At 44.1% G+C, this 26,548-nt stretch carries 17 protein-coding genes and 4 pseudogenes; 12 read left to right on the top strand and 9 right to left on the bottom strand.

What is annotated here, in order from left to right:
* Window positions 1-65: 65 nt before the first annotated feature.
* Both P4S59_RS08720 and P4S59_RS08715 read left to right on the top strand, forming a co-directional pair.
* The gene (locus P4S59_RS08720; RefSeq protein WP_301570479.1) at window positions 66-836 is read left to right on the top strand and encodes a TerC family protein; all 771 of its coding nucleotides are present in this window, start codon (window positions 66-68) and stop codon (window positions 834-836) included.
* Between the two features lie 174 nt (window positions 837-1,010).
* The gene (locus tag P4S59_RS08715; protein WP_047008737.1) at window positions 1,011-1,613 is read left to right on the top strand and encodes a 2OG-Fe(II) oxygenase; all 603 of its coding nucleotides are present in this window, start codon (window positions 1,011-1,013) and stop codon (window positions 1,611-1,613) included.
* A gap of 63 nt (window positions 1,614-1,676) precedes the next feature.
* Here the strand turns inward: P4S59_RS08715 and P4S59_RS08710 are convergent, their stop codons facing one another.
* Window positions 1,677-2,942: an HD domain-containing phosphohydrolase gene (locus tag P4S59_RS08710; RefSeq protein WP_167426617.1), complete on the bottom strand. Its 1,266-nt coding sequence runs from the start codon at window positions 2,940-2,942 to the stop codon at window positions 1,677-1,679.
* 624 nt (window positions 2,943-3,566) lie between these two features.
* On the opposite strand from P4S59_RS08710, the gene P4S59_RS08705 reads away from it, so the two are divergent.
* The 8 genes and pseudogenes from P4S59_RS08705 to P4S59_RS08670 all read left to right on the top strand — a co-directional run bounded on the left by P4S59_RS08705 (window position 3,567) and on the right by P4S59_RS08670 (window position 14,212).
* Window positions 3,567-4,760, top strand: coding sequence for an iron-containing alcohol dehydrogenase (locus P4S59_RS08705; RefSeq protein ID WP_170902058.1), 1,194 nt, complete (start codon window positions 3,567-3,569; stop codon window positions 4,758-4,760).
* 161 nt (window positions 4,761-4,921) lie between these two features.
* Window positions 4,922-6,126 (top strand): annotated as a pseudogene (locus P4S59_RS08700) (aromatic amino acid transport family protein).
* A gap of 274 nt (window positions 6,127-6,400) precedes the next feature.
* A complete protein-coding gene (locus tag P4S59_RS08695) occupies window positions 6,401-7,525 on the top strand; it encodes an HD-GYP domain-containing protein (protein WP_237308830.1) in 1,125 nt (374 codons plus the stop codon).
* 87 nt (window positions 7,526-7,612) lie between these two features.
* Window positions 7,613-7,831, top strand: a complete 219-nt coding sequence (locus tag P4S59_RS08690; protein WP_005377723.1) for a hypothetical protein — start codon at window positions 7,613-7,615, stop codon at window positions 7,829-7,831.
* Between the two features lie 325 nt (window positions 7,832-8,156).
* Window positions 8,157-8,920, top strand: a pseudogene (locus P4S59_RS08685) (ABC transporter ATP-binding protein).
* A 10-nt stretch (window positions 8,921-8,930) separates the two neighbouring features.
* Entirely contained in the window at window positions 8,931-9,815 is an 885-nt protein-coding gene (locus tag P4S59_RS08680) for an ABC transporter substrate-binding protein (RefSeq protein ID WP_268979877.1), read from the top strand.
* Entirely contained in the window at window positions 9,812-11,788 is a 1,977-nt protein-coding gene (fhuB, locus tag P4S59_RS08675) for a Fe(3+)-hydroxamate ABC transporter permease FhuB (protein WP_337168247.1), read from the top strand. Before P4S59_RS08680 ends, fhuB begins: the two co-directional genes overlap by 4 nt.
* A 201-nt stretch (window positions 11,789-11,989) precedes the next feature.
* Window positions 11,990-14,212 (top strand): TonB-dependent siderophore receptor, encoded by a 2,223-nt coding sequence (locus tag P4S59_RS08670; RefSeq protein WP_337168246.1) that lies wholly within the window; start codon window positions 11,990-11,992, stop codon window positions 14,210-14,212.
* A gap of 41 nt (window positions 14,213-14,253) precedes the next feature.
* On the opposite strand, the gene P4S59_RS08665 is transcribed toward P4S59_RS08670, so the two are convergent.
* From P4S59_RS08665 to P4S59_RS08655, 3 genes and pseudogenes are all read right to left on the bottom strand, one after another.
* Window positions 14,254-14,802, bottom strand: a complete 549-nt coding sequence (locus P4S59_RS08665) for an MSHA operon transcriptional regulator (RefSeq protein WP_012841863.1) — start codon at window positions 14,800-14,802, stop codon at window positions 14,254-14,256.
* Between the two features lie 251 nt (window positions 14,803-15,053).
* On the bottom strand, window positions 15,054-16,829 hold the full coding sequence (locus tag P4S59_RS08660; RefSeq protein ID WP_337168245.1) for an ABC transporter transmembrane domain-containing protein: 1,776 nt from the start codon (window positions 16,827-16,829) through the stop codon (window positions 15,054-15,056).
* A gap of 3 nt (window positions 16,830-16,832) precedes the next feature.
* Window positions 16,833-17,405: pseudogene (locus P4S59_RS08655) on the bottom strand (ATP-binding cassette domain-containing protein); the annotation flags it as partial.
* Between the two features lie 208 nt (window positions 17,406-17,613).
* Here P4S59_RS08655 and P4S59_RS08650 point away from each other — a divergent pair.
* On the top strand, window positions 17,614-18,570 hold the full coding sequence (locus tag P4S59_RS08650) for an IS110 family transposase (protein ID WP_033906599.1): 957 nt from the start codon (window positions 17,614-17,616) through the stop codon (window positions 18,568-18,570).
* A gap of 23 nt (window positions 18,571-18,593) precedes the next feature.
* Here P4S59_RS08650 and P4S59_RS08645 read toward each other — a convergent pair.
* The 4 genes and pseudogenes from P4S59_RS08645 to P4S59_RS08630 form a co-directional block, all read right to left on the bottom strand.
* Window positions 18,594-19,757 (bottom strand): annotated as a pseudogene (locus P4S59_RS08645) (ABC transporter transmembrane domain-containing protein); the annotation flags it as partial.
* 273 nt (window positions 19,758-20,030) lie between these two features.
* Window positions 20,031-20,543 carry a prepilin-type N-terminal cleavage/methylation domain-containing protein gene (locus tag P4S59_RS08640; RefSeq protein ID WP_054867094.1) on the bottom strand — a complete coding sequence of 171 codons (513 nt, stop codon included), beginning with the start codon at window positions 20,541-20,543 and terminating at the stop codon, window positions 20,031-20,033.
* Between the two features lie 198 nt (window positions 20,544-20,741).
* Window positions 20,742-22,079, bottom strand: a complete 1,338-nt coding sequence (locus P4S59_RS08635; RefSeq protein ID WP_337168643.1) for a sodium/glutamate symporter — start codon at window positions 22,077-22,079, stop codon at window positions 20,742-20,744.
* Between the two features lie 574 nt (window positions 22,080-22,653).
* Window positions 22,654-23,340: a DNA-3-methyladenine glycosylase I gene (locus tag P4S59_RS08630; RefSeq protein WP_012841859.1), complete on the bottom strand. Its 687-nt coding sequence runs from the start codon at window positions 23,338-23,340 to the stop codon at window positions 22,654-22,656.
* 86 nt (window positions 23,341-23,426) lie between these two features.
* Between P4S59_RS08630 and P4S59_RS08625 the strand changes: the two genes are divergently transcribed.
* The gene (locus tag P4S59_RS08625; RefSeq protein WP_005394200.1) at window positions 23,427-23,621 is read left to right on the top strand and encodes a hypothetical protein; all 195 of its coding nucleotides are present in this window, start codon (window positions 23,427-23,429) and stop codon (window positions 23,619-23,621) included.
* Between the two features lie 98 nt (window positions 23,622-23,719).
* On the opposite strand, the gene P4S59_RS08620 is transcribed toward P4S59_RS08625, so the two are convergent.
* Entirely contained in the window at window positions 23,720-26,530 is a 2,811-nt protein-coding gene (locus tag P4S59_RS08620; RefSeq protein WP_337168244.1) for an Hsp70 family protein, read from the bottom strand.
* Window positions 26,531-26,548 lie beyond the last annotated feature (18 nt).

The following is a 26,548-nucleotide window of genomic DNA, read 5'->3' as shown; positions in this document are numbered from 1 at the left end:
ATGGACGACCCCTTTAGTCGACAGAACCCTTCACCGTATGTCTTCCCATCACTGGAGGCGTACTCATGTTAGAACTTTTCATGCAACCAGAGGCTTGGGTGATTTTTGCCACTTTGTTTGCGCTTGAAGTTGTCTTAGGCGTTGATAACGTAGTTTTTATCTCCGTCCTATGTGAAAGATTGCCACAGCACCAACGTAAACTGGCAAGAAACCTTGGCATCGGCCTTGCCGTTATTGCTCGTATTGCATTGGTTTTTTCTATCTCTTGGATTATGCAGTTGACTCAACCACTGTTTTCTATCGTAAACCAAGCGTTTACCGGAAGAGACGTGATCATGATCGCGGGTGGTGCATTCTTATTGGCAAAAAGCCTGAAAGAGTTGTGGAGCTGGTTAAATCACAATGAATCTGGCCACTCGACTCATGCTCGTACTGGATTAGCGGTAGTGCTGCTGCAGATTGTTGCTGTGGATGCGGTATTCTCAATGGACTCGGTGATAACCGCCGTCGGTTTGACAAGTGATGTCCCACTTATGGTCGCGGCGATTGTCTCGTCTGCAATCGTGATGGTAATGACTGCTGAAAAAATCAATAATCTGGTGACGCGCTATCCCGGCTTTAAAACGTTGGCATTGCTGTTCCTCGTTTTATTGGGTGGCTTATTGATGGCAGAAGGCTTCGCAATTCATATCAATAAAGGTTATGTGTACTTTGCGATGGCATTTGGTTTGATTCTGGAACTTTGTCATATCCAGCTAAAAAACAAACAGCGTCCTAGCATTAAGCGTCTTCGTCCGTTGCGAATTCGAGCAACGAGATTAGAAGCTCGTCAATAATAAACGACATTGCCGCTCACATGAGCGGCATTTTTGTATCTTGTATCTTGTATCTTGTATCGTCTATTTTAATTCTCGTTTTGCTTCGTTGTCGTCTCGATAAAAAATCGCATTTGTTGTTGTGTCGCAGATTTTTTATATAGAGCGCCCAACTAACACGAGTGAACGAAAATAATGAATAAAATGATCGATGCGTTAGCAACCAATGGCTACTACATCTGGGATGATTTTCTTTCTGAACAAGAGGTGGCTCAACTGCGAGATTGCATTCCAAGCAATTGGAAAAAAGCACGTATTGGTCGTAACGATGATGTGACTCGTATTGAATCCATTCGTAGTGACAAGATTCAATGGTTATCGCCAAATATGGGGCATGCTGTTACTTCTTACTTGGATAAAATGGAAGAGATCCGCCAAGAAGTGAACCGTCACTTGTTTCTTGGACTTTTTGAGTACGAAGCTCATTTTGCCAAGTACGAGAAAGGAGACTTCTACCAAAAACATTTAGATTGTTTCAAAGGTAACGAAAACCGTCGATTGACGACCGTTTTTTATATGAACGAATCCTGGACGGAAGAAGACGCGGGTGAATTAGTAGTATACGATTTGAATGACAATAAAATTGCAACCATTCCCCCACGCTCAGGGCGTTTGTTCGTATTCTTATCAGAGCAGTTCCCACATGAGGTGTTACCAACCAATGCCGAGCGTTTTAGTATCGCTGGTTGGTTCAGAATCAATGGTGTGCGAGATAATTTACTTGATATTGCTAGGTAGCTATTTGTCTGCCTAGTCTTATCATCCTAAAAAAGGGGGGCGTGTGTTCGCCCCTGTTTTTGATTAAACGTCGGTTGAGAGTTCGTAACACTCTGTCATGTGTCGTTCTAATACCGCATAAACGTCAGAGCAAAGCTCCTCTTTGGCTATTTGCTCACCCATAATGTCGGCGATCTGTGTTTGAGTCATTCGTCCTCGATAGGGGCGATCTTGAGACAGGGCTTGGAAGACATCCGCGACAGCAATGATACGCGATGGAACATCGAGCTCGTCGCCTGTTTTGTGATAGGGATAGCCCGACCCGTCTAAACGTTCATGATGATTGGAAGCCCATTCCGCTATTTTCGCGTTAGGAAAGACCTTGTGCAATGCGAGCTGAGTATCAATGGTATGGCGTTTAATGCGTGTGTACTCTTGTTTGTTTAGAGAGCCTTCTTTGTGAAGGATTTCATCTGGTGTTTTTAACTTTCCAATATCATGCACCAGCCCTGCAATATATAACATTTCTTGATCGTGCTCGTTTAGCCCAAGCTTAATCGCGAGATACCGAGATAATTCCGCCACTTTTTGTGAATGTTGATAAGTGAATGGGCTCTTTGCATCAACAATTTGAGCGATAAACATTCCCAAACTGTTCATATCTTGGATGGTTAATTGTTTTTGAAGCCAATCAATGCTTTTAAAATTTAGGCCTATGGTTTCAATATTTTCCGACTCCATCGCGAACCAAAACGCGTCGGTCATGACGAGTTTAACCATTGCTTCGGCCATGCTTGGATTAAACAAGGTTCCAACGTTTGCCATGATGCACTCAGCAATCAATTCTTCATGAAGCGTGACAATGTCACAGTGGCAGTTCATGACGTATTTTGAGCGCATAAAATCAAGTCGGTCCGATAAGTAGAGCAGGGCGGCCACCTCTTTTTCAAAAGGCGGTAAATCGAGCTCTTTTAGTTCGCTCCAATGTGTATGGTGGTAAAGAACTGGTGTCGCAAATTGGCGCAACAAACGACACTGCTTGAGGCTTCGGTACCCTCTTAAGCAGTGTGTTTTCACGTCTTGTGGCACCAGCTCTCCAAGTAACATTTTATGTTCTTGTGTTTCGGAGACTCCACAGTCGTGGATCATACCTGCGAAGTAACAAAACTCCGCTTTTTCTGGCTCCCAACCCATGACGCGAGCACATTGGTAAGCGATATAAGCGACACGATGGCTGTGGTGAGTATCGTCAACACCGACATAATCGAGTGCTCGAGCAACCCAGATAAGTGCTTGTTTTAGATCGACTTCAAAGCCCGTGTCCGTATGGGAATGGCAAGAATGATTCATGGTTTATACCGACATTGCTAATTAGCCCACGCGAAACCCAAATCAGAAGGTGATAGGAAAATTGGGTACGACAGCGAATAGACCCCAAAAAGGTGGGCGTTTAGACGTAGTTTTAATTATGGGGCGGATAATAATCCTAGTTGCATAACAATATCACCTGAAGCTCATGATTAAGAGTCAGTTATTTGAACTAAGTATTAGTTTTGAAAGATTATTGTTGCTTTTATTGACTTATTTGAAAACGACAATAAATCATGATGTAACGCATTCTTATTTGTATTTTTATAAGTGATGTTCGGATTAGATTACTGATATACCGTACAGTTATGTGATTAAGCAGAATCCATATTTTTGAGTTTGTATGAATGATAAGGCACCTTCAATAACCACTTTATGATCGGCAAAGCCGAAGGGGGTGAGTTATTAAGGTAACGCTAATGGAAAATCATAAAAAATAATTTTCTCTACAGCTCATGTGGTGTGTGGAGATCAAGATAACGGTTTTGCTCCCTCAGCAGCATTTATGTGTTGATGAAATGACTTAATTAAAAAATGTGTGATTGCAAAGTAAGCATAGGTGATAAAAGTAGCTAGAATGATAGCTCTAAATGAAAAGGATTTCGTATGTTGAAGCATCGCTTATATCGGACTTACACCGCAGGGCTAAAAATAGCAGCTCTTATCCTTCCTATGCCGAGACCAACCTTGTTTTCCGGCCCCGGTTCGATGAATGAGCTATTAGAATCGATGACCGAACTGGGATTTAAACGCGTCTTATTAGTTACCGATGAAGGGTTAGTCCAAGTCGGTATTGTCGATAAGGTGCTCGAAGCGGCAGCACAGCTCGATTTGCAGTTAGATGTTTTCTCGAAAGTACAGCCCGATCCTACCTATGATCAGGTAGAAAGCGGTCTAGAGGCTTACCATCGTTTTCATTGTGAGGGCATATTAGCTTTGGGTGGCGGCTCTGCAATGGACTGTGCAAAGGTCATTGCTGCGAAAGTTACCAATAAACGGTCAATAAAAAAGTTAGCTGGACTATTGAAAGTATGGCGAATGCCAGCGCCACTTTTTGCTATTCCAACGACCGCAGGAACTGGAAGTGAGGTCACCATCGCCGCGGTCGTGTCAGATCCCTCTTCACACATTAAAACCCCTTTGATGGATCCAAAGTTGGTGCCACTAATGGCAGCTTTAGATGCGAACTTAATGATTGGTTTACCTCCTAAGATCACGGCTGATACTGGCGTTGATGCATTAACTCACGCTATTGAGGCGTATGTGTCGAGAAATGCTACTCAAGAAACTAGGGCTTACTCTGTTGCCGCCATTAAGTTAATTTTTAAGCATCTTCCTCGGGTCGTAGCACAAGGGGATGATGTTGAAGCTCGACATAAAATGGCCATGGCATCCTATTACGCAGGTTTAGCATTTACGAAAGCGAGTTTGGGTTATGTTCATGCGTTTGCTCACACATTCGGTGCGAAATATGGAATACCTCATGGCATGGCAAACGGACTAGCCTTATTACCTGTGCTGCGCTTTTCATTATCAGAGATAGAGCCTCAACTAAGAAAACTCGATGCGTTGACGGCCGAAGGGCAGTCAGGTGAGGCGAGTGCTCAACACTTTTTGACGCATGTGGAGTCTTTGTTTGCAAGCATTGATATTAAGCAGACAAGTGCACTCATTCAGCGCGAAGATGCTGATGCGCTTGTAGATTTAATTCTGAAAGAGGCGCACTGGAATTACCCTGTCCCTAAGTTCATGAGCAGGGAAGAATGTACTCAGCTATTGTTGGATATTAGTGGTGTGTAAGTTTTTATTTACACTTGTGGTTTTTTATCCTTACATTTTGCTTGATCTTCTGCTGAAGATCCTACAATATCGACAGCATTACAAATATGGTATTGGTTTCGGTACGCCGTTACCCGATTTAATACCGATAATTCCTAATAAAGTGTAAAGATAAATATACAATGAGTCGTTCTAAAGTATTCGGTAGTACTCTAATTATCGCGGGAACTACAATAGGTGCTGGCATGCTAGCCCTTCCACTTGCCTCTGCCGGCATTGGTTTTTCAACTTCAATCATCATCATGCTCAGTTTATGGGCTCTGATGGCTTTCACTGCCTTACTCATGCTAGAGCTTCATCAGCATGCAGAAAGTAGTGCAACTCTTCATACTTTAGCGAAACAGATCCTGGGCCCAAAAGGCAAGTGGGTGGCAAGTTTTGCGATGTTGTTTCTGTTCTACTCATTGTGTGCAGCGTACATCGCTGGCGGTGGTGCTCAGTTCGGAGACCGCCTTGCACAATGGTTTGACCTTGATATTTCAGGGCCTACATCAACGATAATCTTTACCTTGATTGTGACTTTAGTTGTGACAGTTGGTACAGGTACGGTCGATAAAGTTAACCGCGTGTTGTTCGCGATGAAACTTGTTGCGATGGTTGCTGTGCTTTCTTTTCTTGCTCCAAACGTTACGGAATCTTACTTATTGAGTATGCCGATTGAGCAAGGTCTTATTGTAGCGGCGATTCCTGTTATCTTTACTTCGTTTGGTTTCCACGGAAGTATTCCGGCAATTGTGAATTACTTAGATGGCGATACTTCTTCTTTGCGCAAAGCCGTTATTATTGGCTCGACGATCCCGCTCGTGATTTACATCTTTTGGCAGATCGTGACATTGGGTGTGGTTAGCCAAAGTACGCTTATTGAAAACGGCGGGTTGAGCGCCCTTATTGGTCAACTATCGCAGACGGTGCACCAATCAAACTTAGGCAACATTGTCGGTGTATTTGCTGATTTGGCACTGTTAACGTCATTTCTTGGTGTGAGTTTAGGTCTATTCGAGTTTTTGGGTGACACCATCAAAGGGAGCAACGATAAGCCTAATCGCTTGGTTGCGGCACTCGTGACGTTCACCCCACCGCTGGGCTTCGCACTTTTTTACCCTCAAGGCTTTATTATGGCTTTGGGTTATGCAGCGATTGCATTAGCGATTTTAGCCATCTTTTTGCCTCTGGTTATGGTGATCAAGGTTCGTAAATCGGATGATTTTACGGGGAGTACCGAGTTGCTGGTGGCCAAGGCGCATTAGTGATAACGGGTATCGCTGGCACAGGTATCGTATTAGCTCAGCTGTTAATTACGCTGGGTGTGCTTCCTGCTCTGGGCTAGTTGTTTAGAACGTTCTCTGAATAACCTCTAGTTACTGAATTCATCGTAATCAATCAGTATTGTTAAGCCAACGAGTTTCGCTCGTTGGCTTTTTTAATCTGGATCAAATTACCGTAAGATATTCGGTGAAAGAATTGGTAGAAATGTGCTTTTATTTCGTACACTTAAGTTGTGGTATATCGATAATTTAAGTGGAGAAAACCGCTCAAAATACCATTGAATTTACAACACAATGAGCTTCTCTTGTTTCTCTGCTTGGGTGTGGAGGTGAAGTATGGCGCACCGGAGTTTTTACCCGTTTGCAAAACCGCTTAATGAGCAACTGCAAACGCTAAAGGGCAGGATGCAGGCGCACTTGCCGTGTATTGATAGGGTGTCATTTGCTAAATATCACCCAGACCAAGATGTGCTCAAATCATTTGCAGAAAGTGAGTTCGACACTTGGTGTTTAGCCCACCATGAGTCAGCATTCCGTAAACTCCACCACCTCAATATTGCCTCCAAAAACGCGATTCCTCGGATCGTCGAAGACCTTCACTATATTAATCACTGTCCTCGGGTTCAAACCTTACTCAAACACGGATACCAGTCGTCGGTTGCGATTCCTTGTTACGACAATAAAGCATTTACAGGCTTTGTGTTTTTAAATTCCACTCAGCCCAATGCGTTTAGCTTAGAAGCGTTGAATAGTCTCAAACCTTATTTCGAAATGATTCAATTTGCGGTTGAATCAGAAGACCACGTCGTTAGCGCGATAGAAACGTTGGCGAACCGAATGCAATGTATGATGCCAGGCTACTCCCCTGAGTTTTACGCGCATACCAAACGAATGAAGTACTACAGCCAAGTCATCGCAACGCAGTTAGCGGATCGTTATCACCTGAATGATGAAATGGTCGAAGATATTGGTATTTTTGCTCAATTCCATGCGCTCAGTGATATTCAGCTGCCAGTTGAAATTGCTAGTCGCCGAACAAATTATACTCAAGAACAAGAGGCGATATTGATTCAACATATTGAGCGTTGCATCGACTCGGCCGATGACATAGTGGCTCGTATCGGAAATCCGGTTCACCCGAGTGTGACTTTGTTTTTGCAGATGGTTACTTATCAATACGAAAACTTAAATGGTACTGGTTATCCGTATGGTTTAACCAGTGGCGATATACCAATAGCCGCGCAAATTACGGCTGTCGCGAATGCCTTTGATTTTATGACGACGCACCATCCGTACAGACAAGCGTGGTCCATCCCATACGCATTGTTAGAACTTGAAAAATGGGTATATCAGGGATGGTTATCTCGAGAATGTGTTAATGCTCTGCGAGAGCATCAAGGTTATATAAAGCAAATCATCCACAAATATCCGGAGCACTATACAGGCTTGGGGTTAATGTGAAGAGCAGTAACGAAGTTGAAATGTTGACGAGGAGGAATATTTAAACAATACTGTTTTTATATACAGCAATAAGTTTGGAGGTGAAGTATGTTGTGGGAAACCCTTGAAAGAGTAAACCGCTTACGCCAACAAGCACTTGCAAATCCTGAGTTTGTTGAGTCAGCAAAAGAGCACGAACAAGCACTTCAGGAGCAAGAATACCATTATCAAACGAAGAAAAAGCGTTCAGCCAAAGACAAACAAGGTAAAAAGTCGCTGGCCGATATCTATAAAGAAGTAGAGTTTGGCGCTGACGCTCGTCATTAATTTATTCACTGCGGCATTTCTCATTTCTTCATGCGCCGCAGTATTCATTCAAATTTATGCGAGGGCAGTGGTAGACCGCTGCTCTCGTTGACCTGCCGACAATCCGCTAATGAAGTCATCCGCAACGAATAATCATTAACGCTTAGTAATTCTCTCAATGATCTTGTTGATGTAATGATAATGACAACGGTTTGCATTTGTATCTTTGTTGTTATATAAAACCTCCCTTATTAATCGTTCTGTTGAATAAGAACGGCAAACGTGATGAACGAATGAAAGCGGTTGATTAGCTTTCATTTGTGAATGGCTATTAGGTGAAGTAGGGATGTTGGAAGCTAAAGCACTCCAGTTTGAGATTGAAGGCAAGTCATTGCTAAAAGCGTTTGATGTGACATTTGAACCCGGAAAAACATACGCTCTTGTTGGACACAATGGTTCAGGAAAATCTACATTGTTAAAGTTGCTGGCACAGCAACAGCCATACACTGCTGGTGACGTGGTTCTGCATGGAACGAGCATTAACGATCTCTCAGCGAAAAAATTCGCCCAACACATTGCCTACTTGCCTCAGCATCTTCCGGTGACCGACAGTATTTTAGGTCGCGATTTAGTCGGATTTGGTCGTTACCCATGGCATGGTTTACTTGGTCGTTTGAGCAAGAAAGATCATGACATTGTTGAAGAATCAATGGCGATGACAGGAACACTAAAATACGCAGATCGCTTAGTTGATACGCTATCTGGAGGGAGCGCCAGCGAGTGTGGCTAGCCATGCTATTAGCGCAAAAAACCGAGTATTTGCTTCTTGATGAGCCTTTGTCTGCGTTAGATATTAGCCATCAAGTCGATATGTTGAAGCTCATCTCTAAACTCAGTAAAGAGTTGGGTTTGGGCGTTATTATCGTATTGCACGACATCAACTTAGCGGCGCGCTTTTGCGATCATATCGTTGCATTACATCAAGGTGATTTGATTGCACAAGGCAATGTTGAACAGGTGTTTACTGAACCTAAGCTGAGGGACATATACGGGATAGAGATGAAGATCTCTGACCACCCTGCGGGTTATCCGGTGGCGATGCCAAGCTAGAGGTTGAATAATGAGCAGTACAAACACTCGACTTAAGCATTTCTCTTTCGCTCTCTCACTTAGTGCGCTTTTGGTCAGTTCCTTTCAAGCAGTAGCTGAGGCGTCACCTCGGGTGATGTCGGTTGATTGGACACAAACTGAAACGATGTTGGCGTTAGGGGTCGTGCCCGTAGGCGTCGCTCAAGGGCAAGATTACGATGCTTGGGTAAAATCGCCACCGTTACCACCTCAAACTAAGGATGTAGGGTTAAGAACTCAACCCAATATAGAGCGTATTTACGAGCTCAGACCTGACCGTATTTTTATTGCCCCGTACTTCTCCTCAATGAAGCATCGCTTAGTCGATATCGCCCCCGTTACCACGATTGACTTATATGAAAGCGGGATTACAGATTGGTCGGTACTTACTCGTTTCACTCGGAGGTTTGGTGAAGAGCTAGGAAGAGAAGCGGAAGCTGAGGCACTTATACAAAAATATGAAGAACGTTTCTCTTTATTAAAACAGCGCATAAACAAAGACCAGCCGCCGCTTTTAATGATTCAGTTTATGGATACGAAGCACGTTCGTGTTTTTGGTCAGAATAGTCTTTACTCTCAGGCTATCGAAAAGATTGGGCTGAGTAATGCGTGGAACGAAGAGACAAATAGCTGGGGCTTCAGCTTAGTCGGCATCGATAAGTTAGCAGGTATAAGAGCCCAAATTGTTATCGTTGAGCCATTGCCTCACGGTGGCGAAAAGCAGCTCTCTCAAGATCCGTTTTGGCAATACGTTGTTCAACAGTCTGGTGAGAAAGTCATGCAAGTCGCACCTGTTTGGAGTTTTGGTTCTATGCCTTCAGCGCTTCGGTTCGCGGAGTTAGTTACGGCGAGTAAGATCGAGGAGTTAGAACAATGAAAGCCATGCCTTTAAGCCTTGTGGTGTTACTTTCGGCATTTACCTTTTCTATTGGTGCTTTCCAATTGTATCAAGCAAGTTCATTCTCACTGGCTCTTAGCAGTTTATGGAAACCTAACTTTCAATCTATCGATTCCGTCTTACTTCACTTTAGCTGGTGGCCTCGAGTCTTCACCACGATTATTTCTGGCGCCGGATTAGCGGTTGCTGGGGTATTAATGCAACAAGTTCTGCGCAATCCTCTTGCTTCGCCAACAACATTAGGTGTGGCGAGCGGTTCAAGTTTTGCTTTGATGTTAGCTACGCTATTTGCCCCTTGGATGTTGGATATAGCACCTAATTTGGTTGCTCTCATCGGCGGTGTGATATCGATGGGGTTGGTGATGCTGTTGTCATGGCGACGAGCGTTATCTCCAACGGTTGTCGTCGTTTCTGGGTTAGTGATAAACCTGTACTTTGCATCATTAAGTACGGTTATTCTGATGATGAATACCGAAAAGCTGAATGGATTAATGATATGGGGAGCGGGCTCGCTTGTTCAGAGCGGATGGGGTGATTTCTCGTATCTTGCTCCTCGAATCGCACTTGCTACGGTTATCGCATTTGTGTTTGCAAAGCCGTTAAGTCTGTTAGAACTCTCCGAGCAAGGTGCCAAGAGTTTAGGTGTCTCGCTAGCCAAACTGCGCTTTGTCAGTCTTGGGCTTGCGGTACTAATCACTTCTTGGGTCGTTTCTGCAGTAGGAATCATCGGTTTCATCGGGTTAGCAGCGCCAGCGATTACTCGATTGATAGGTATCAATAAAATCCAGCATAAGCTTTGGGTATCGATGCTGATTGGTGCCATGTTATTGACTTTAACCGATTTGGTTATTCAGCAACTGCCGGGGCTAATGGCGAGTTTTATACCAACGGGAGCAGCAACGGCTGCATTGGGCGCTCCGCTACTGTTATGGTTGTTACCTCGCTTATCACAAAAGACGCAGGGCCATACTCAAACGGTGTTAACTCGACATCGTCAACATGTTTACAAGCTAAACCCTAAAGCGATCTCATTGGCGTTGATCGGCACATTAATTTCCGTTGTTCTTTTTGCCACGGTTGCTGTGCAAAATGAAGGGTGGACAAACTTGTTTGCTAGCCAAAATTGGATTTTTTTGGAATGGCGCGCACCTAGATTATTTGCAGCAGCAATTGCGGGGGCAATGTTAGCGATTGCTGGCACCATGATTCAACGCCTAAGTGGAAACCCAATGGCCAGTCCAGAAGTGATCGGCATCAGTTCAGGGACAGCGATGGGATTGATCATCGCGATGTTTACTGGGTTAGGTTCGTCAATTTTCACTCTTTCTTTAGGCGGGCTTGTAGGTGCATTAGCGACGGTATTGGTCATTGTGCTGCTAAACCGTAAATCAGGTTTTCAGCCGGAGCGCATTTTGTTGACTGGTATTGCTATTACCGCACTGATGAATGCAATACAGAGCTTTATTCTAGCCACTGGTGACCCAAGAAGTTATCAAGCATTGGCTTGGTTGTCTGGGTCTACCTACTATGTTTCGGTTGAAACGTTACTCCCATTGTCTTTATCTGCGCTTGTTTTTATAGGGTTGAGTTTTCTCTGCGTAAGATGGCTAGATATTCTTCCTGTTGGCGCCGCTTCCTCTAAAGCACTTGGGATTCGCGTTGATCGTTCACGCTCGATACTGCTGCTTTTAGTTGCTTGTCTCACGGTCAGTGCGACATTGGTTGTTGGTCCTATTAGCTTTGTTGGGTTACTGGCTCCGCATTTAGCTCGCTTATTTGGCTTTAACAAAGCGTCACAACACATGTTATGCGCCGCGATATTGGGTTCCGGCGTGATGTTGTTGGCCGATTGGTTGGGACGACAAGTTCTTTACCCGCAAGAAGTACCAACAGGGCTTATGGCGTCTCTCATTGGCGGTTTGTATCTGATGTGGGGATTACGTCGTTTGTAGATACGAGCTACGCCTCAACCAAGAAAGTAATTATACAAACAAGCACTCGCAGTGGCATTCGCAACCTATGCGAGTGCTTTATGCAAAACCTCTGGTTTGTCTTTTATGGAAACAACTGGCGATGCCGTAACTCGCTTTTCTTTCAGCGATCGCTGAAGTCATGAAGGGTTGGTTTGGCTGCCGACAAAAAAGGAGAATAATATGACTCGGCAGTTTATGCTGACACCAACGTCAATGGCGGTTGTATTAGCGTTATCAACGCCAAATGTCTTGGCTCAGGAAGATGAAAATATAGTTGTGATTGGACAGCAGCAAGACAGTGCAGTTGGTCCTGATTTTAGTTATCTTGGAGCGAAGAGTCGGGCAGCGACGAAAACTGATATTGCCATCAATGAAACCCCAAGAGCGGTATCTGTTGTTACGCGAGAACAAATGGATGATCGTGCCTCTATTAGCATTTCTGACGCGCTACAGTACACACCAAGTATTCAAACTAATTATTTCGGCGAAGATAACAAGCAAGATTGGTTTATTATTCGTGGTTTTAAACAGGCGAACAGCGGGCTGTATCAAGATGGTACCCGTTTATATTCTTCTGGTTTCTATAGTTGGCAAATAGATCCGTTTGCGTTAGAAAGGGTTGAAGTGTTACGTGGTGCAGCGTCTGTTCTTTATGGGCAAAACCCTCCTGGTGGGGTTATCAATGTCGTCAGTAAGCGACCTCAATTTGATGGAGGCTCAGGGCTTGTATCTTTGGAGTACGGTTCTGAAGACCGTAAACAACTTTCTCTTGACGTAAACTCTGAGGTGAGTGAGCAGTTAGCTTTCCGCTTTCAAGGGTTAGCGAGAAAAAATGGGACGAGAATTAGTGGGGTAGAAGCAGAGCGCATTCTTCTCTCTCCATCAATGACGTACAAATTTAATGAGATGTCTGGAATTACCTTTCTAACGAGCTATCAAAAAGACGACTCAGATCCTTATCTGCAATTTTTGCCAGTTGAAGGAACGTTAACGCCAAACAAAAATGGAAAGATCAGTGATAGTTTAGCGATAGGTAACCCTAACTGGGAGACCTTTGAGCGTGAGCAGGTGTCTTTAGGCTATGAGTTTTCTCATGCGTTTAATGATACCACTTCATTTGTTCAAGCAGCTCGTTACAGCGAAATGGATGTTAAGCTAAGACAAATGTATTCGTACGTTTACTCGGCTGATGTGCCTGCGTTGGGGCCGGCTTTGGACCCATCAAATGAACGCAAAACCATACTTCGGGGCGCTTCAACAGAAGATGGGTCATCTGATGCTTTTAATATCGATAATCGTTTGATGCACCAAGTAAATTGGGGAAGCGTTGAGCATAACTTGATGTTGGGCATAGATTTTCAAATGATCAGTATCGATGGTAAAGATTTTGCCAATGACCCTATCGTTGCTGATGGTAATGCATTATTAAACACACCAATGGGAGCTTTGCCTGACCCTAGGTTTAATGTATTTAATCCTACTTATTCGGATAACATAATGTTACTCGATCCGAATACGCTACAACCATTGAGCGAAACCGATAAGCAAAGAACGAAAATCGATAATCAGCAGCTTGGCGTCTACTTTCAAGATCATATGCTGATCAACGATAAATGGACAATGTTATTGGGTGCTCGTTACGACGATACAAGTAACGAAGTACATAATGTTACCACGGGTGCTCGCACGAAAGTCGATAATGGAGAGTGGACGTTTAGCGTGGGAACGGCTTATATTTCTGATTCTGGCTTCACACCATACTTTAGTTACTCTCAGTACTTTGATCCAATAATTCAAGAAGATAGCAATGGTAAGCCAGCGAAACCGGAAAGCGGTGATCAAATTGAAATCGGTGTAAAATACCAACCGGATTCATTCGATGGCTATTTCAATATCGCAACGTATCGGGCAACAAAAGAAAACTTGGCTCGTATCTACTTGAGTGAATTGACGCAAATAGGAAAAATAGAAAATAACGGCGTTGAGTTTGAAGCTGTAGCCAATGTGACACCTTCTTTAACATTAATCGGAAACATAGCCTATGTTGATGCAGAGATAAAAGAAGACGTCAATAAGACATGGGTTGGCAAAACACCTTCTCAAGTCGCGAATACCGTATCATCAGCTTGGGCACATTATCGTTTCTTTGATGGACCTCTTGATGGCTTTTCGGTTGGCTTAGGTGCGCGCTATACAGGTGAGTCATACGGAGATAATGAAGAGAGACTAAAAGTACCAAGTTATTTCTTAATGGATGCGACGGTCAGCTATCGTATTGGAGATTACAAGCTACAAGTCGCAGCTAAAAATATCACTGATAAAGAGTACATAGCGACATGTGATGGTTTTTGTTGGTATGGTGATCGACAAAATGTTATTGCAAGTTTAACTTACGATTGGTGATTTAACGGATAAATAAACACCCCTAGTGTAGGGGTGTTTATTTAGAAATCGGCTTTGCGGACAAAATGTGGGTTTTTGTACTTTTTCTGCGGACCAAACGATGATACGACGAGCTTGTTCCATAACGTTTTGTCAAACTCACCCTTTGGAATCGAAGGGTAGAGGGTTTCCTCTTCTTCTCTTGCAAAGTTCATGTACTGTTTCTTCTTAATTTGATTGTACTTTTTGGCGATCTGGTTATGTTTTCTTACCCACTCCAGTTTGTAATTGTGGAGCACTTTTTCACCTTCTTCCGCACTCATTCGAGATAGGAATAATCGCTTGTACGAGACCTTTCTGTCCAACATTGTGCGCATGACGGTTTGGATATATTTACCGTGGTGCGTGACAGTAATATCTTTTTCGTCAATAGGAGTGACGCACCAGCCTTTAGGTAAAAAGTCTGGCTTCTTAAACTGCTTATTACGCTCCATTAGCGCCTGATGTAAAATCAAATCAGAGGTACCGCGGAACGTTTTTTGCCATTTACCGATACGAATTTGAATCGAACCAGGCAAGCGATAGATGTTAGTAAACTTATCTTTGTCCATGGACTTGTGTCATGAGATTAATATGCATTATTAGAAAGTGAAAACAGTCTAGTGCAAAGGGTGCCAGACTGAAGTACCGTACGATTTTACAACGACCTTGCGTGATATAGCGAGGGGTTATGTCAATAATAGGTAAGAAATAGAAAATTAGTTCACATTATGAAGAAATTGGAAGCTAATCAGGCTAACTTTTGAAGTTGGGCCGATTATGCCCATGCCTACCAAATAAAAAGAAGGCATGGGTATAAAAATCACACCGCTTCTTCGAGTTGCTTGGTTTCTTCTTCAATCTGCTGTAAATGTCGGTTTGCTTGCTGTAACTGATACATTTGGGCATAACGACCATTTTGTTTCAACAGTGCTTTGTGTGTGCCTTTCTCTACTAACTCCCCATGATGAAGAACAATTATTTGGTCCGCATCCAAAATAGTTGAAAGTCGATGAGCGATAACGACTAGTGTCATGTCTTGTCTGAGTACTGCCAAGCTCTTTTGTATTAAAGCTTCTGTTCCTGAGTCAATATTGGCCGTTGCTTCATCTAATATCAATATTTTAGGTTTTACCACAAGCACACGTGCTAACGCTAAGAGCTGTTTTTGTCCAGCAGATAGATTGGTTTCACCTTGACCTAACTGCGTGTCTAGCCCATTAGGATAACGGTGAATTTGCTCTGCCAAACCTACCTTGTCTAACGCATCCCATATTTGAGTATCGTCAACCGCTCGACTAAGAGAGATGTTTTCTCTGACTGAAGCAGGGAGAATGTGCGGATCTTGCTGAACCATTGCCACATCTTTACGAAGGACGTCTTTCTCTAGTGTTTTAAGTGGACGACCATCGATGAGCAGTTCACCACATTGCGTTGGATAAAAGCCCATCAATAGTGACGCTAATGTGCTTTTACCGCTTCCTGTATGCCCGACAAGTGCGATAAAGTCTTGGTGGTTGGCCTTCAACGAAATGTCTTTTAGGACGTCCTGTTTACCATCGTAGCTAAATGTGAGGTCTTTAAGTTCGATAGCACCTGACCTTAATGGCTGATGGTCGTCCCCATAAGTTTGTTCTTTCGCATCAATCAATTCAAACACACGTTCGCTTGATACTAACGCTTGCTGAAGTAGAGCAAGCTGCTGAGTCATTTCAATTAATGGCTCAGTAACGCGCGCAAGATAACTGATAAACGCATACAGTACCCCCACACCAATCAACTCAATACCGTTAAAGCCAAAGATCGCAACCAAGCAAAGTAACGCGAGGCCAGCGAGCAAGTCCATCAATGGTCTTAGCAGATAGCCGTTTAGCCGAATCACTCGTTTAGATGCCACCAAATGCTCTGCGGTTAGCTCGTTGAACTGTTTATTAAAACGCTCTTCTTGTTGCATTAATTGAATGACACTCATACCTTGAATGGATTCACTCAGATTCGCATTTATATCAGTCAATAGGTCACGCATCTTTCGGTAGCTTTCTGTACTTAGCTGCTTAAACAAGTACATAAAGCCGATGACGATCGGTAGCAATACAAGCACAACAAGTGTGAGTTTCCAGCTCATAAAAAACATAACGCCAAGCATCACCACAATCATGACCACGTTTTTCACCACGGTCGCGATCAAGAGCTCATAAAATTGCTGTAGAGATTCCGTATCGTTGGTGATTCGCGATACCAATTTTCCAGCAGGAGTGTAATCAAACGCAGATAACGGCTGCTTAATCACGCCAGAAAATACTTGCTTACGAATCGCTTTGATCGTGTTAGCCGCGACAATGCTAAATTGCAATGACTGAAAATACTGGAATGTTGCCGATACGATCTGAAGAGCGATATAACCTACTGCTAGCGAAATCAGAATATTTTGTGAATAGTCACCTTTAGCGATGTGCTCATCAATGAAATATTGAATTAACCAAGGGCCGCCGGCGCTGGCTAACGCTGCAATAAACAGCAAGGCGAGTCCTTTAATCATTGGCTTTGGTTGAGATAATGGGTAAGACATTAACCGTTTAAACGTACTGGTCTGGTTCATTCATTATTCCTCCATCGCCTGTTCTAGTTTTTGGTACTCGAACATTTCGGCGTACCATCCCTGATGCGCTAATAAAGCGCTATGTTGCCCACGTTCAGTAATGTGGCCGTGATTCAAGACAATGATCTCGTCTGCTGCTTCCAATGCGGTGAGGCGGTGTGCAATAACGATTAGGGCTTGATCACGATAGTGTGTTTCCAAATTCTTAAGGATTTGATGTTCGGTTCGGCCATCAACAGCCGAAAGCGCATCATCCAATACCAAGGCTTGTGCATTTAGTAACATAGCGCGTGCTATCGCAATTCGTTGTTTTTGTCCTCCAGAGAGAGTAATGCCTTTCTCGCCAACTTCAGTTTGATAGCCTTCAGGAAACTTCTCTATATCATCATGAATACAGGCTAACTTTGCTGCTCTGTAGACTTCTTCCTTTCCCGCATTAGGGTTGCCTAAGGCAATATTGTCAAAGATAGATTTTGAAAATAGAAACGGGCTTTGATTAACCACGGCAAAGCGGTTGCGCCACTGAGGAAGTAGGGCATCTTTAATCTCAACATCCCCGAATGTAATTGAACCGTTTGTATGGATAATAAGTACTCCAATCGGGTAAGGTGAGACCCAGACTTTAGCTGCAACTAAAGTTCTTCTATCTGGTAGTTCGATTGAACGATGGCTCCTCAATTGAGAGACCGGTAACAAGTACGAACGCCAGATAGAACTCCAAGCACCACACTCGAATAGTCTTCTGGGTCTCGAGCCCGCATTTGCAAGCAAGAGTTAGCTTATTATGAATACAAACACACTTCAAAACATTAATGTCGGCGTTGATACTGGTAAGTCACAATTAGACATCTACATCCGACCACTCGATATTTACTTCACTGTCCCGAACACCGAAAAAGGCATCAGCGATGCCATAAAAACCATTAAGAAACACAAACCTCAACGTGTCGTCATCGAAGCTACAGGTCGATTAGAAATGCCTTTTATACTCGCCTGTGACAAAGCCAAATTACCTTATGTTATTGCCAACCCACTACGTATTAAAAGGTTTGCTGGTGCCATTGGTCAACGAGCTAAGAACGACCGTTTAGATGCCGCTCTCATCGCACATTATGCCGAACGTGTTCAGCCAGAACTGACCAAACTAAAAAGCGAAAACATACGCCTTATGAGTGACTTAGTCACAAGGCGTAACCAGCTACTCACCATGCAAACCATGGAAAGAAACCGACTACAAATATTACCTAAGAATATCTCGTCTACGATTACCCCTATCCTTACCGCCCTGAAAAATCAGATTGAAAAAGTAGAAGCAAAGATAGCGAAACTGATTGAGAGTTGTCCTGAGTATCAAGCCAAAAATACTATTCTCCAAAGCATGCCTGGTGTTGGTAAAGTCCTTGCTGCCTCCCTAATTAGTAATGTACCCGAGCTGGGCTTTATCACTAACAAACAAGCTTCTTCTCTCATTGGTGTCGCACCAATAACAAGAGAAAGTGGCCGCTTTAAAGGTAAGCGGCTGATACAAGGAGGGCGGTCTCAAGTTAGGACCGTTATGTATATGGCGATGATGTCGGCTATCCAATGCAACCCTGTTTTCAAAGCAACTTATGAACGACTACTTACGGCAGGAAAACCGAAAAAAGTTGCCATTGTTGCCTGCATGAGAAAGATGGTTGTTATCTTAAATTCAATGCTAAGAGATGGTGTTATGTGGGATACAGATAGCCTCAAAAATTAACTATTGACGCCATAGTCTCTTGTTAGGTCGTGCTGACGCAAAAGCAGCGTTAGCAGGGTTGATTTTCCGCTTCCGACAGGGCCAGCTACTCCCAACATTTTACCGGGCTTGAGCTCGATTTTTATTTCGGCCAAAGCTGGTGGTAAATCACTGGACCAGTGGAAAGCATCGATATCAATTTTTAATGGCAGTGGTTTATCTTCTAATGGTTTATTACCACTGACAATCTCTGGTGTTTCATCAAAGATCTCTTGTAGGCGATTCCATGCTGCGGAGCCTCGCTCTAAAATATTAAATAAGAAAGCGAAGGCCAGCATAGGCCATATCATCAACCCTAAATACATCGTAAAGGCTGTTAGATCACCAAGCGTGATCTCTCCCTTATCGACAAGGTAAGCACCAGCAGCGACACTGAGAAGGAAAGAGAGGCCGATGGTGAGTTGGATAGCTGGATCAAATCTCGCGTCGACTCTAGCGACGGCGATATTTTTCTGACCAGTATCATCGACTACATCTTCAAAACGCTGTTGTTCTTGATTCTCTAACCCAAAAGCTCGCAACATTCGCACGCCGTTAAGTGACTCTTGCGTCATGTCTGACATGGTAGAAAAGGCTTCCTGAGCAATGCGGAAACGTTGATGCAGTATACGGACGATAAAAAAGATGATGATTGCAAGAAACGGCATTGGAAGAAGTGCCATAACAGTGAGCTTCCAGCTAACTTGCGTTACCATGATGATTAAAACTGCAATACCCGTGATCAAGGAATCGGCTGCCGTTAAAACCCCTTCGCCGGCTGTCATTACGATGTTACGTACATCATTAGTACCACGCGCCATCAGATCACCGGTCTTATAACGTTCGAAAAATCGGGGTGGTTGTGTCGATAAGTGCCTATAGAGACGATTACGTAGAATGGTTCCGAGTTCCCAGCTTGCGCCGAAAAGCCAAATTCGCCATAAGATACGGCATCCATAAATGGCAAAGATCAGTGCAGTGAGTCCCAAGAGCCACAGAATCAGCGTATTTGTATCTAACGTGTTATCTACGACCCCATCAACGATGATTCCGACCGCTTTAGGAGGAACAAGTTGTAGAGTTGATATCACAGCGAAAAGCAAAATCGAACCGACATAATGCTTCCACTTTTGTTGGAAATACCAACGTAACTGCCAGAATATTCTCATCACGCCTCCCGCTTTAAATTATTGAATTTGTTATAGAACTATTATTGAGCGAAATGATGAGTTTACAAGCACAAATTATTGGCGGTCGGAAAAACGATAGATTGTTTCGATTACGGGCGTGTGCGGTCGCGAATTACTTGTTTTCTCGCTGCAAGCTAACTATGAAACAACATTATGTGAAATAGTTGTTAATAATAGGTTTTGGGGCCAGTATTCTGCTAAAAGCGATGAAAGCACTAAAAGTGCAACTGTTACTTTCACTCACTAGGGGAACTAGCAGTCGTCAGTTTGTATTTTGTAGCTAACTTGGCCACCTGGAGTTTCTGGGTAGTAAACTTCGACATAACACATATGGTCAGGACCAACAGGTTTGTTTGCAAAGCCGATAAGGAAATAGGGTTCGTCTGGGCTGTCTACCCCGTACCAAGTATTGATAGTGAGTTGAGGGTCGAAACCTGCCAGCTCTTTTGCGGGAATGACATTCTTAATAAATCCAAAGTAACCAATTAGGTCGTTATTGCCGTCATTATCTAGATCAATGTTATATTGTTTGCCGCCATCTATCGTCTCTTGAGATTGAATAACGGCTTTAGTGTACACAAAGTTGTTTGCAGTCATGAGCGCTTCCCTCGCGCCATATAGTACTGCCACTCGGGCATCTTTTTGCAGACCAAGAAATTTAGGAAGGGCAATAACACTAACGACACCAAGGATAATGATGCACACAATGAGTTCAATGAGGGTAAATCCTTGAGAGCGATGCACTGCTTTTTCTCCATGAGTCATGAATAGTTTGGCGGCTATTTTGATATAAAAATGCGTAGGTCAAGTATTAAAAAAGGATGGGAAGGGGTGACCAAGCTTGCAGATCTTAAATATAAAACAAGTTGCTTATTTTTGCATGCTGTTGGGAGGCGGCTATCGAATAAGAGAAGAGAGTTAAATTCGGGAGGATAAAATACCTCCCGAAATGAGCAATTAAGACTAGTTTGCGACGGCTTGACCGCTGTGCTTAAACACAAATCGCCAAATAAATAAGACAACGGCGATATAGGTTAGACCAACACCTAACGCTTGCCAGTGCATGCCGTTATACATTGCGATTGGCATAAGCGAGATGATGAAAATGTCCGTAATTGAGCCTGGAACATAAGCGATAGCATAGTCGTCTAACACTTTACTGCGCATTTTGGGGTCGACAATGCGTAATAACGCGATACCCATAGCGACTGTACCTGTTAACCATCCCCAAGAGAAAATGCCTTTCTCAAACCAGTCATCTCCCATGATGCGAGGTGCAACCCAAAAGATAAGCCATAGCGTGAACGCGATACCACCAATTGCGAGCACTACCATTGGCATTAAATACTGCGCTAGAACCGTGATCTTAATCGCTGAAATACCAAAGATGATCAGGTAATCCGTACTAATACCCGCTGCGTGTTTGAATGCGCCGTCGCATAGGTAATGAGATGCCTTGGTTTGCTTAGCGATGATTCGAACTAACATACCGCCCAGAAAGCCAGTAACGAAAGTCGGAATTTGTACCTTATCGTGGAAAGAAGATAAGTAGTTGGCTGCTACATAAGAGAAAGCCGTTACCACTACAACCAGCGCCGCGTGAATCGCGAAAGAATCGACTGACAATGATGACATCGTATCTTTCATCACAGGTTCTTGATCGTCAGGTTTCACTAAGCCTTTGCGTTCGTGTTCGTCCATGCTGTCGAATGTCGTAAAGCTACGAATCCAGCCCATTTTCAACGCAAACTGAAGCATTAACATGCCCACAGAGATTGAAATAAAGATCCCAACTGTGGCGAACGTTAAACCGAGCGTGAAGCCATCTTCCCAACCAAGTCCCGTGAAGATTTCACCGACTACAGATGCTGAACCATGTCCGCCCATGAATCCAGCGGACATGGTTACGCCAAACCCAGGATTAATCTCAGGCCAAAAGAAGGTGGTAAGTACTAAACCAAACATTGCTGCAAACAGCCATTGCGACACGGATGCAATTTGGTTAAACGCCCACAATGAGCCTGCTCGTTGAGCAACCACTTTTGGTGACGGGACATCTGTTGCTAAACCCAACGCAGAAAAAAGTGCAGCAGTTAAGAGGCTTGCGTTTGCGGTAAAGGTATCTGTCCAAGGTAATACGTTAAGCAGAGCTGGGCCAAAAATAAGACCAAATAACCCAGCCAATACAGCAGATGGAATGTACATGCGTTGTAGTAAAGGCATATGCACACGAATTACTTTTGCTGCAATTAATAGTAAGCCAGCGATGGCTAAGTCAGTCAGCATTAGACCTTTTGGCATTTCTTGTCCTCCAGTAAATGCGTTCAAGGGGCTCATCCTTTTAACCAGCCTTGATGTAATAAATAACTTCCAGCACAAAACCACGAAAATAGTCACTCATGTGACATCGCGTCATGGTTGTTCTAGTCAGCACTCTATTGCGCTGTCGAATTTGTATTAACGGATCTGTTGATCCTTAAATCTATAAAGTGAGTGCAATTGTTGTGAGTGCTCACGAAGTGTTGAGAAATTTGAATAAATTCCTCGATCAAGTTTCTGATAGTTCACTCAGGAAGGGCGTGTATCCTAGTCAGTTTGTCAGCGCAATGCAATTGAGCGTCATCAATATTTAGTGCCTAAAAACTGGGCACTTGTAATTAAATATTTGATAAATAAAAATATTGAACAAGAAAAATAATTTGTCGATATGATAACTTTTTGTGATTTGAAGGGGGATTTTGCCACTTTAAGGAGGGATTTTTTGGAGGAATCGAGAAAGTAGTAATATCAGTAAGAGCTAAAGTAGAGTGATTCGTGCAAATATCATGCGTTATAGGGGGCCGGAATTTCGCCCCCAGAGCTACAAAGTGCTTGTTTAAATTCGGTTGTCACCAGTACTAAACGCGATAATTTGACTGATTTCGGTCAAGCTTCTTCCACTTTCTTGCTGCCACTGAATAAAGGCTTTATTAGCAGAGTCCAAGGACTTTTTCGTGTCTTTGCCGCCTTCAATGATCTTGCAGTTGCGTAAATAAGCTTCGACATCGTTAGACAGAATAAAAGTGTCCACGCCCATTTGGCGTAAAGTGTAAGGGCCTGTATTTCCACCCAGACGACTACCATGCTTCTTCAAGTAGCCCCATAGATCCGTGATCTTTTCCCGAGGCCATTCAGCAATCATGTTACTGAACGAGCCATATTCGATTCTTGCTTCATGGATCATGCGAGCGTTGGCCGGAATCGACATGACTTTTGTGAGGTGGCGAATAATGCGTTTGTCCGTTGCTTTGGTTTCCCATTGTTCGTCAGACAGCATCAATAGCGGCTCAATCTTAAATCCGAAGAACACTTCTTCGAAGTTCGGCCACTTATTGCGAACCACGCTCCACGAAATCCCACTTTGGAACACCTTCATCGAAAAAGCGGCGAGCCAACGGTCATCGGGAATCGCTGCTAATTCCTCTTTACTTAATGGGTGAGACAATAGCGCTTCAAGCTGATCTTCTCCGCCTTTTCGCTCAGCAGCACGTTGATAAATCGCGTCAAATTTTTCGATACTCATAAAAGAAGTTAGTCCTAGTTTATGTCGATATTTGCGAAACATACTACGCTTAAGTGGCTGAATCGTAAATTGATGGAGTGTCACAAATGAAGAAGGTCACATTAACGTTTGTCGGGGAAGGTTCGGAGCGTATCGCGGATAAATTTTATACTTGGCTGGCTGATGGCGGATTAGAAGACAGCTTAATTGAGACTCTATCGGACAGAGAAGTGTCGGTGGTCGGTATTAGTGATATGGATAACGAAACGCGTGATGTAGTAATTACGACAGAAATGAATTAGCGCGTTGTACACGACCAAAACCAAAAGAATGCGATACAACAAAGCCCTTCGTCGGAAGGGCTTTGTACGTCTAACTCGTGTTCTTGTGTAGAGTGGATTTAATGATGAACCAGCGTTAAACCGCTTGGTAAAGCATCACCGAAGACACGTTTTGACTCACTTTCTGAGAGCTCTTTCACTTCTTCAACCAGTGATACCCAAGATTCAGGCACCTTGCTTTGCTTCAACTTAACCAAGACCTGCTCTCGGTAGTCGTCAGAGATATCGAATAGTCGGTCGCCCGTCTTACGACAAATCATTACGGCTGCGAAAGCGATCATTGGTTCTTTCTGCCAGTTTTGTTCCAGTAATTTAGGTAGCCACTGTTCCGCTTGTTCACGAGGAATGACGTTGTGCTGGCTGCCATAAAGTGGCGTTCGCGATGCCAAGCGTCCCAATGCCCACCAGTGCGCTTGTTCAAACTGGTTTTGGTTGATGGCTTTGCTCAAGAACCACGTTGCCAATAGAACTTTGTCTTCGACTTCTAGGTGTTCAAGCGACGCCGCCAATCGAACCATGGATTCATAACCCATGTCTTGTGCCGCTTTAGCTGACTGTGGGTTTTTCATCGCGCCAGGGTGTAGGTATTTTGCGATGTCTGCCAAAATGGTTTCTTGTTGTTCTTGGCTTAGACCGCCCGCGATACGTCGCCAGAATACCCACCAGTCTGTCCAGCCTTGATGGTTTTTGAACTGAATATTTTGTTGATACAGTCCCCAAACTTGCTCAATACGCCAAGAGTCTGTTGGATCGCCAAAGCCCGGACGCAGTGCAAAGCCCGCCAAACGAAGCCAGTTTTTCTCGTGCTGTTCAGAACGACGGCGACGTTTACGACCTTGTGCAAAGGTATCAAACAGTTGACGTAGGGTAGTGAAATCCCACTCGTCACGTTTGCCGAGCTTCTTCTCAAGATTTTTGGCTAAGGTTTTGATCTCTTTGCCTTCTGCGCTTTTTTTGTTACCGCTGTATAGGCGAGCGATCAGCTCCTTACATTCGTTCAGTTTAGGGTGAAGCTTAACTTGTTCACTGTCGTCGGTTTGCTTGTTACGGACTTCGAATTCCAGCTCCCAACGTTTGTTGTCGTCTTCTGCGCTGACACATTCCATCTTAAGTGTGCCGACTTCAGTCAACTGACACGCCAGTTGTACTTCGACACGTTCTTTCTGGTTGGCTTGCAGTTCGGCACCTTCACCTTCAAGGGTGGTGATATAAGGCGGTAGTGGAGCAAACAAGTCTGGGTCAACATCAACCATCACGCCATTTTGGATGGCGGTGTTATTGGTTAAGGTATCGTGGGTAGAAGTCAGCAGGTTAAAGCGGACTGGCTCTCCAAGAGTGAGCGAGAAACGACGACCGCTTAAACGGATCTCGTGACCTTCTTCTGTACCTTTTGCAAGCAAACAGAGCGCTTTGCCCATTTTGTTCTTTTCTTGAAGATGCAAGAAGTAAGAACGCGCTGCACCACCACCAATTTTCAGTTGTGCGCCACGACGTGCTTTACCAAATGCTACAGCACCTAATGCAACAGACCAATCTGGATGTGGGTTATCTAATACCGTAACTGGTGCGCCGCGCCAGTCAGAAAGTAGGGCGGTGACACGTTCAGTCACCAGATCACTGTTAAACACGCCTCCGTTCAACAACACGCCAACTGGAATCGCGTTTTGTTTATCGTCTTCAATGCCAAGAGCGGCACGAGCGACTTGCTGGTGCTGAGTTAAGAACTCGGCAACGTGCTTGCTCACCGCTGGGTCAGCAACGTATGGAAGGCCAAACTCGACAACCGCGCTACGACGTTTGTCTGGTACGTCACTGAAATCAGAAAGCGGGAAGAAGCCATCTAATGCGATTTGGTGCACTTCTTGTTTGCTTAGAGCAATACTCTTTGTGCCCCCAAGTAGCTTAGAGCCGCTACCTAACATGGTGATCTTCACTTCGTCAGGTGCGCTCGCTGAAAGCAGGTTCTCTTTCGCTTTACGCGTTTGCTGAATCAGCTTAGTCAGGCTTGCTGCAGTGAGTTTCTTACTTTGATTGAAGCGGCTCTCTGCAAGGTGTGCTAATGCTAAGTCGAGGTTATCACCACCCAGCATCAAGTGTTCGCCAACGCCAATACGATCAAGGGCTAGCTCATCTTGAGAAGAGAAACTTGCTTCAATCAAGCTCAAGTCGGTGGTACCACCGCCCACATCGCACACAAGAATCAGCGGTAACTCTTTGAGCTCATCAGCTGCGGTTTTCTGATGGCGTGCGTACCAGTCGTAACATACGGCTTGTGGCTCTTCGAGCAGGACGATTTTCTTTAAAGCTGCCAACTCAGCGGCTTCAAGCGTGAGCTTACGAGCGGTTTCATCGAACGATGCTGGAACGGTCACAACCACATCTTGGTCTTCTAGCTTGTTGCTAGGATGACGGTAGTTCCATGCTTGACGAATGTGGTTGAGGTAGCTTGCGCTGGCAATGACGGGCGAGACTTTATCTACGTCTTGCGCGCTAGCCCAAGGGAGAATGTCTGAGCTACGATCTACCGCTTGGTGCGATAGCCAGCTTTTTGCACTGGATACCTGACGTCCTTCCACCTTCGCGCCTAATTCACGAGCCCATTCACCAACGATGACATTGTTAATGTCGCCAGCAACAGGTTCGTTGTCCCAAGGAAGAGTGAGGTCAGAAGGGGAGATTTGACCTACAGCTGGATGATAGCGGAAAGAGGGCAGAAGTGGTTTACGAACGACTTCGCCCGGACCAATCAGTTGGTCGATGTCAAATAGGGATACTTCGGATTGTTCAAGGTTGTCGGTGATTTCACAGTAGGCCACCACAGTGTTTGTGGTGCCGAGGTCAATACCAACAAGGAAACGAGGAGATGCCATACAAAACCAAACCTTCGT

This window comes from Vibrio sp. M60_M70, assembly GCF_037162085.1.
In the GTDB taxonomy this organism is placed as follows: Bacteria; Pseudomonadota; Gammaproteobacteria; order Enterobacterales; family Vibrionaceae; genus Vibrio; species Vibrio diabolicus.
Note: the sequence above shows the minus strand (reverse complement) of the source record. Positions and strands in the feature narration are given on the sequence as shown.

Bases quoted from the DNA above. Each gene is read 5' to 3' on its own strand.
- P4S59_RS08720 (WP_301570479.1), top strand. From the start codon at position 66: ATGTTAGAACTTTTCATGCAACCAGAGGCTTGGGTGATTTTTGCCACT.
- P4S59_RS08715 (WP_047008737.1), top strand. From the start codon at position 1,011: ATGAATAAAATGATCGATGCGTTAGCAACCAATGGCTACTACATCTGG.
- P4S59_RS08710 (WP_167426617.1), bottom strand. From the start codon at position 2,942: ATGAATCATTCTTGCCATTCCCATACGGACACGGGCTTTGAAGTCGAT.
- P4S59_RS08705 (WP_170902058.1), top strand. From the start codon at position 3,567: ATGTTGAAGCATCGCTTATATCGGACTTACACCGCAGGGCTAAAAATA.
- P4S59_RS08695 (WP_237308830.1), top strand. From the start codon at position 6,401: ATGGCGCACCGGAGTTTTTACCCGTTTGCAAAACCGCTTAATGAGCAA.
- P4S59_RS08690 (WP_005377723.1), top strand. From the start codon at position 7,613: ATGTTGTGGGAAACCCTTGAAAGAGTAAACCGCTTACGCCAACAAGCA.
- P4S59_RS08680 (WP_268979877.1), top strand. From the start codon at position 8,931: ATGAGCAGTACAAACACTCGACTTAAGCATTTCTCTTTCGCTCTCTCA.
- fhuB (WP_337168247.1), top strand. From the start codon at position 9,812: ATGAAAGCCATGCCTTTAAGCCTTGTGGTGTTACTTTCGGCATTTACC.
- P4S59_RS08670 (WP_337168246.1), top strand. From the start codon at position 11,990: ATGACTCGGCAGTTTATGCTGACACCAACGTCAATGGCGGTTGTATTA.
- P4S59_RS08665 (WP_012841863.1), bottom strand. From the start codon at position 14,802: ATGGACAAAGATAAGTTTACTAACATCTATCGCTTGCCTGGTTCGATT.
- P4S59_RS08660 (WP_337168245.1), bottom strand. From the start codon at position 16,829: ATGAACCAGACCAGTACGTTTAAACGGTTAATGTCTTACCCATTATCT.
- P4S59_RS08650 (WP_033906599.1), top strand. From the start codon at position 17,614: ATGAATACAAACACACTTCAAAACATTAATGTCGGCGTTGATACTGGT.
- P4S59_RS08640 (WP_054867094.1), bottom strand. From the start codon at position 20,543: ATGACTCATGGAGAAAAAGCAGTGCATCGCTCTCAAGGATTTACCCTC.
- P4S59_RS08635 (WP_337168643.1), bottom strand. From the start codon at position 22,079: ATGCCAAAAGGTCTAATGCTGACTGACTTAGCCATCGCTGGCTTACTA.
- P4S59_RS08630 (WP_012841859.1), bottom strand. From the start codon at position 23,340: ATGAGTATCGAAAAATTTGACGCGATTTATCAACGTGCTGCTGAGCGA.
- P4S59_RS08625 (WP_005394200.1), top strand. From the start codon at position 23,427: ATGAAGAAGGTCACATTAACGTTTGTCGGGGAAGGTTCGGAGCGTATC.
- P4S59_RS08620 (WP_337168244.1), bottom strand. From the start codon at position 26,530: ATGGCATCTCCTCGTTTCCTTGTTGGTATTGACCTCGGCACCACAAAC.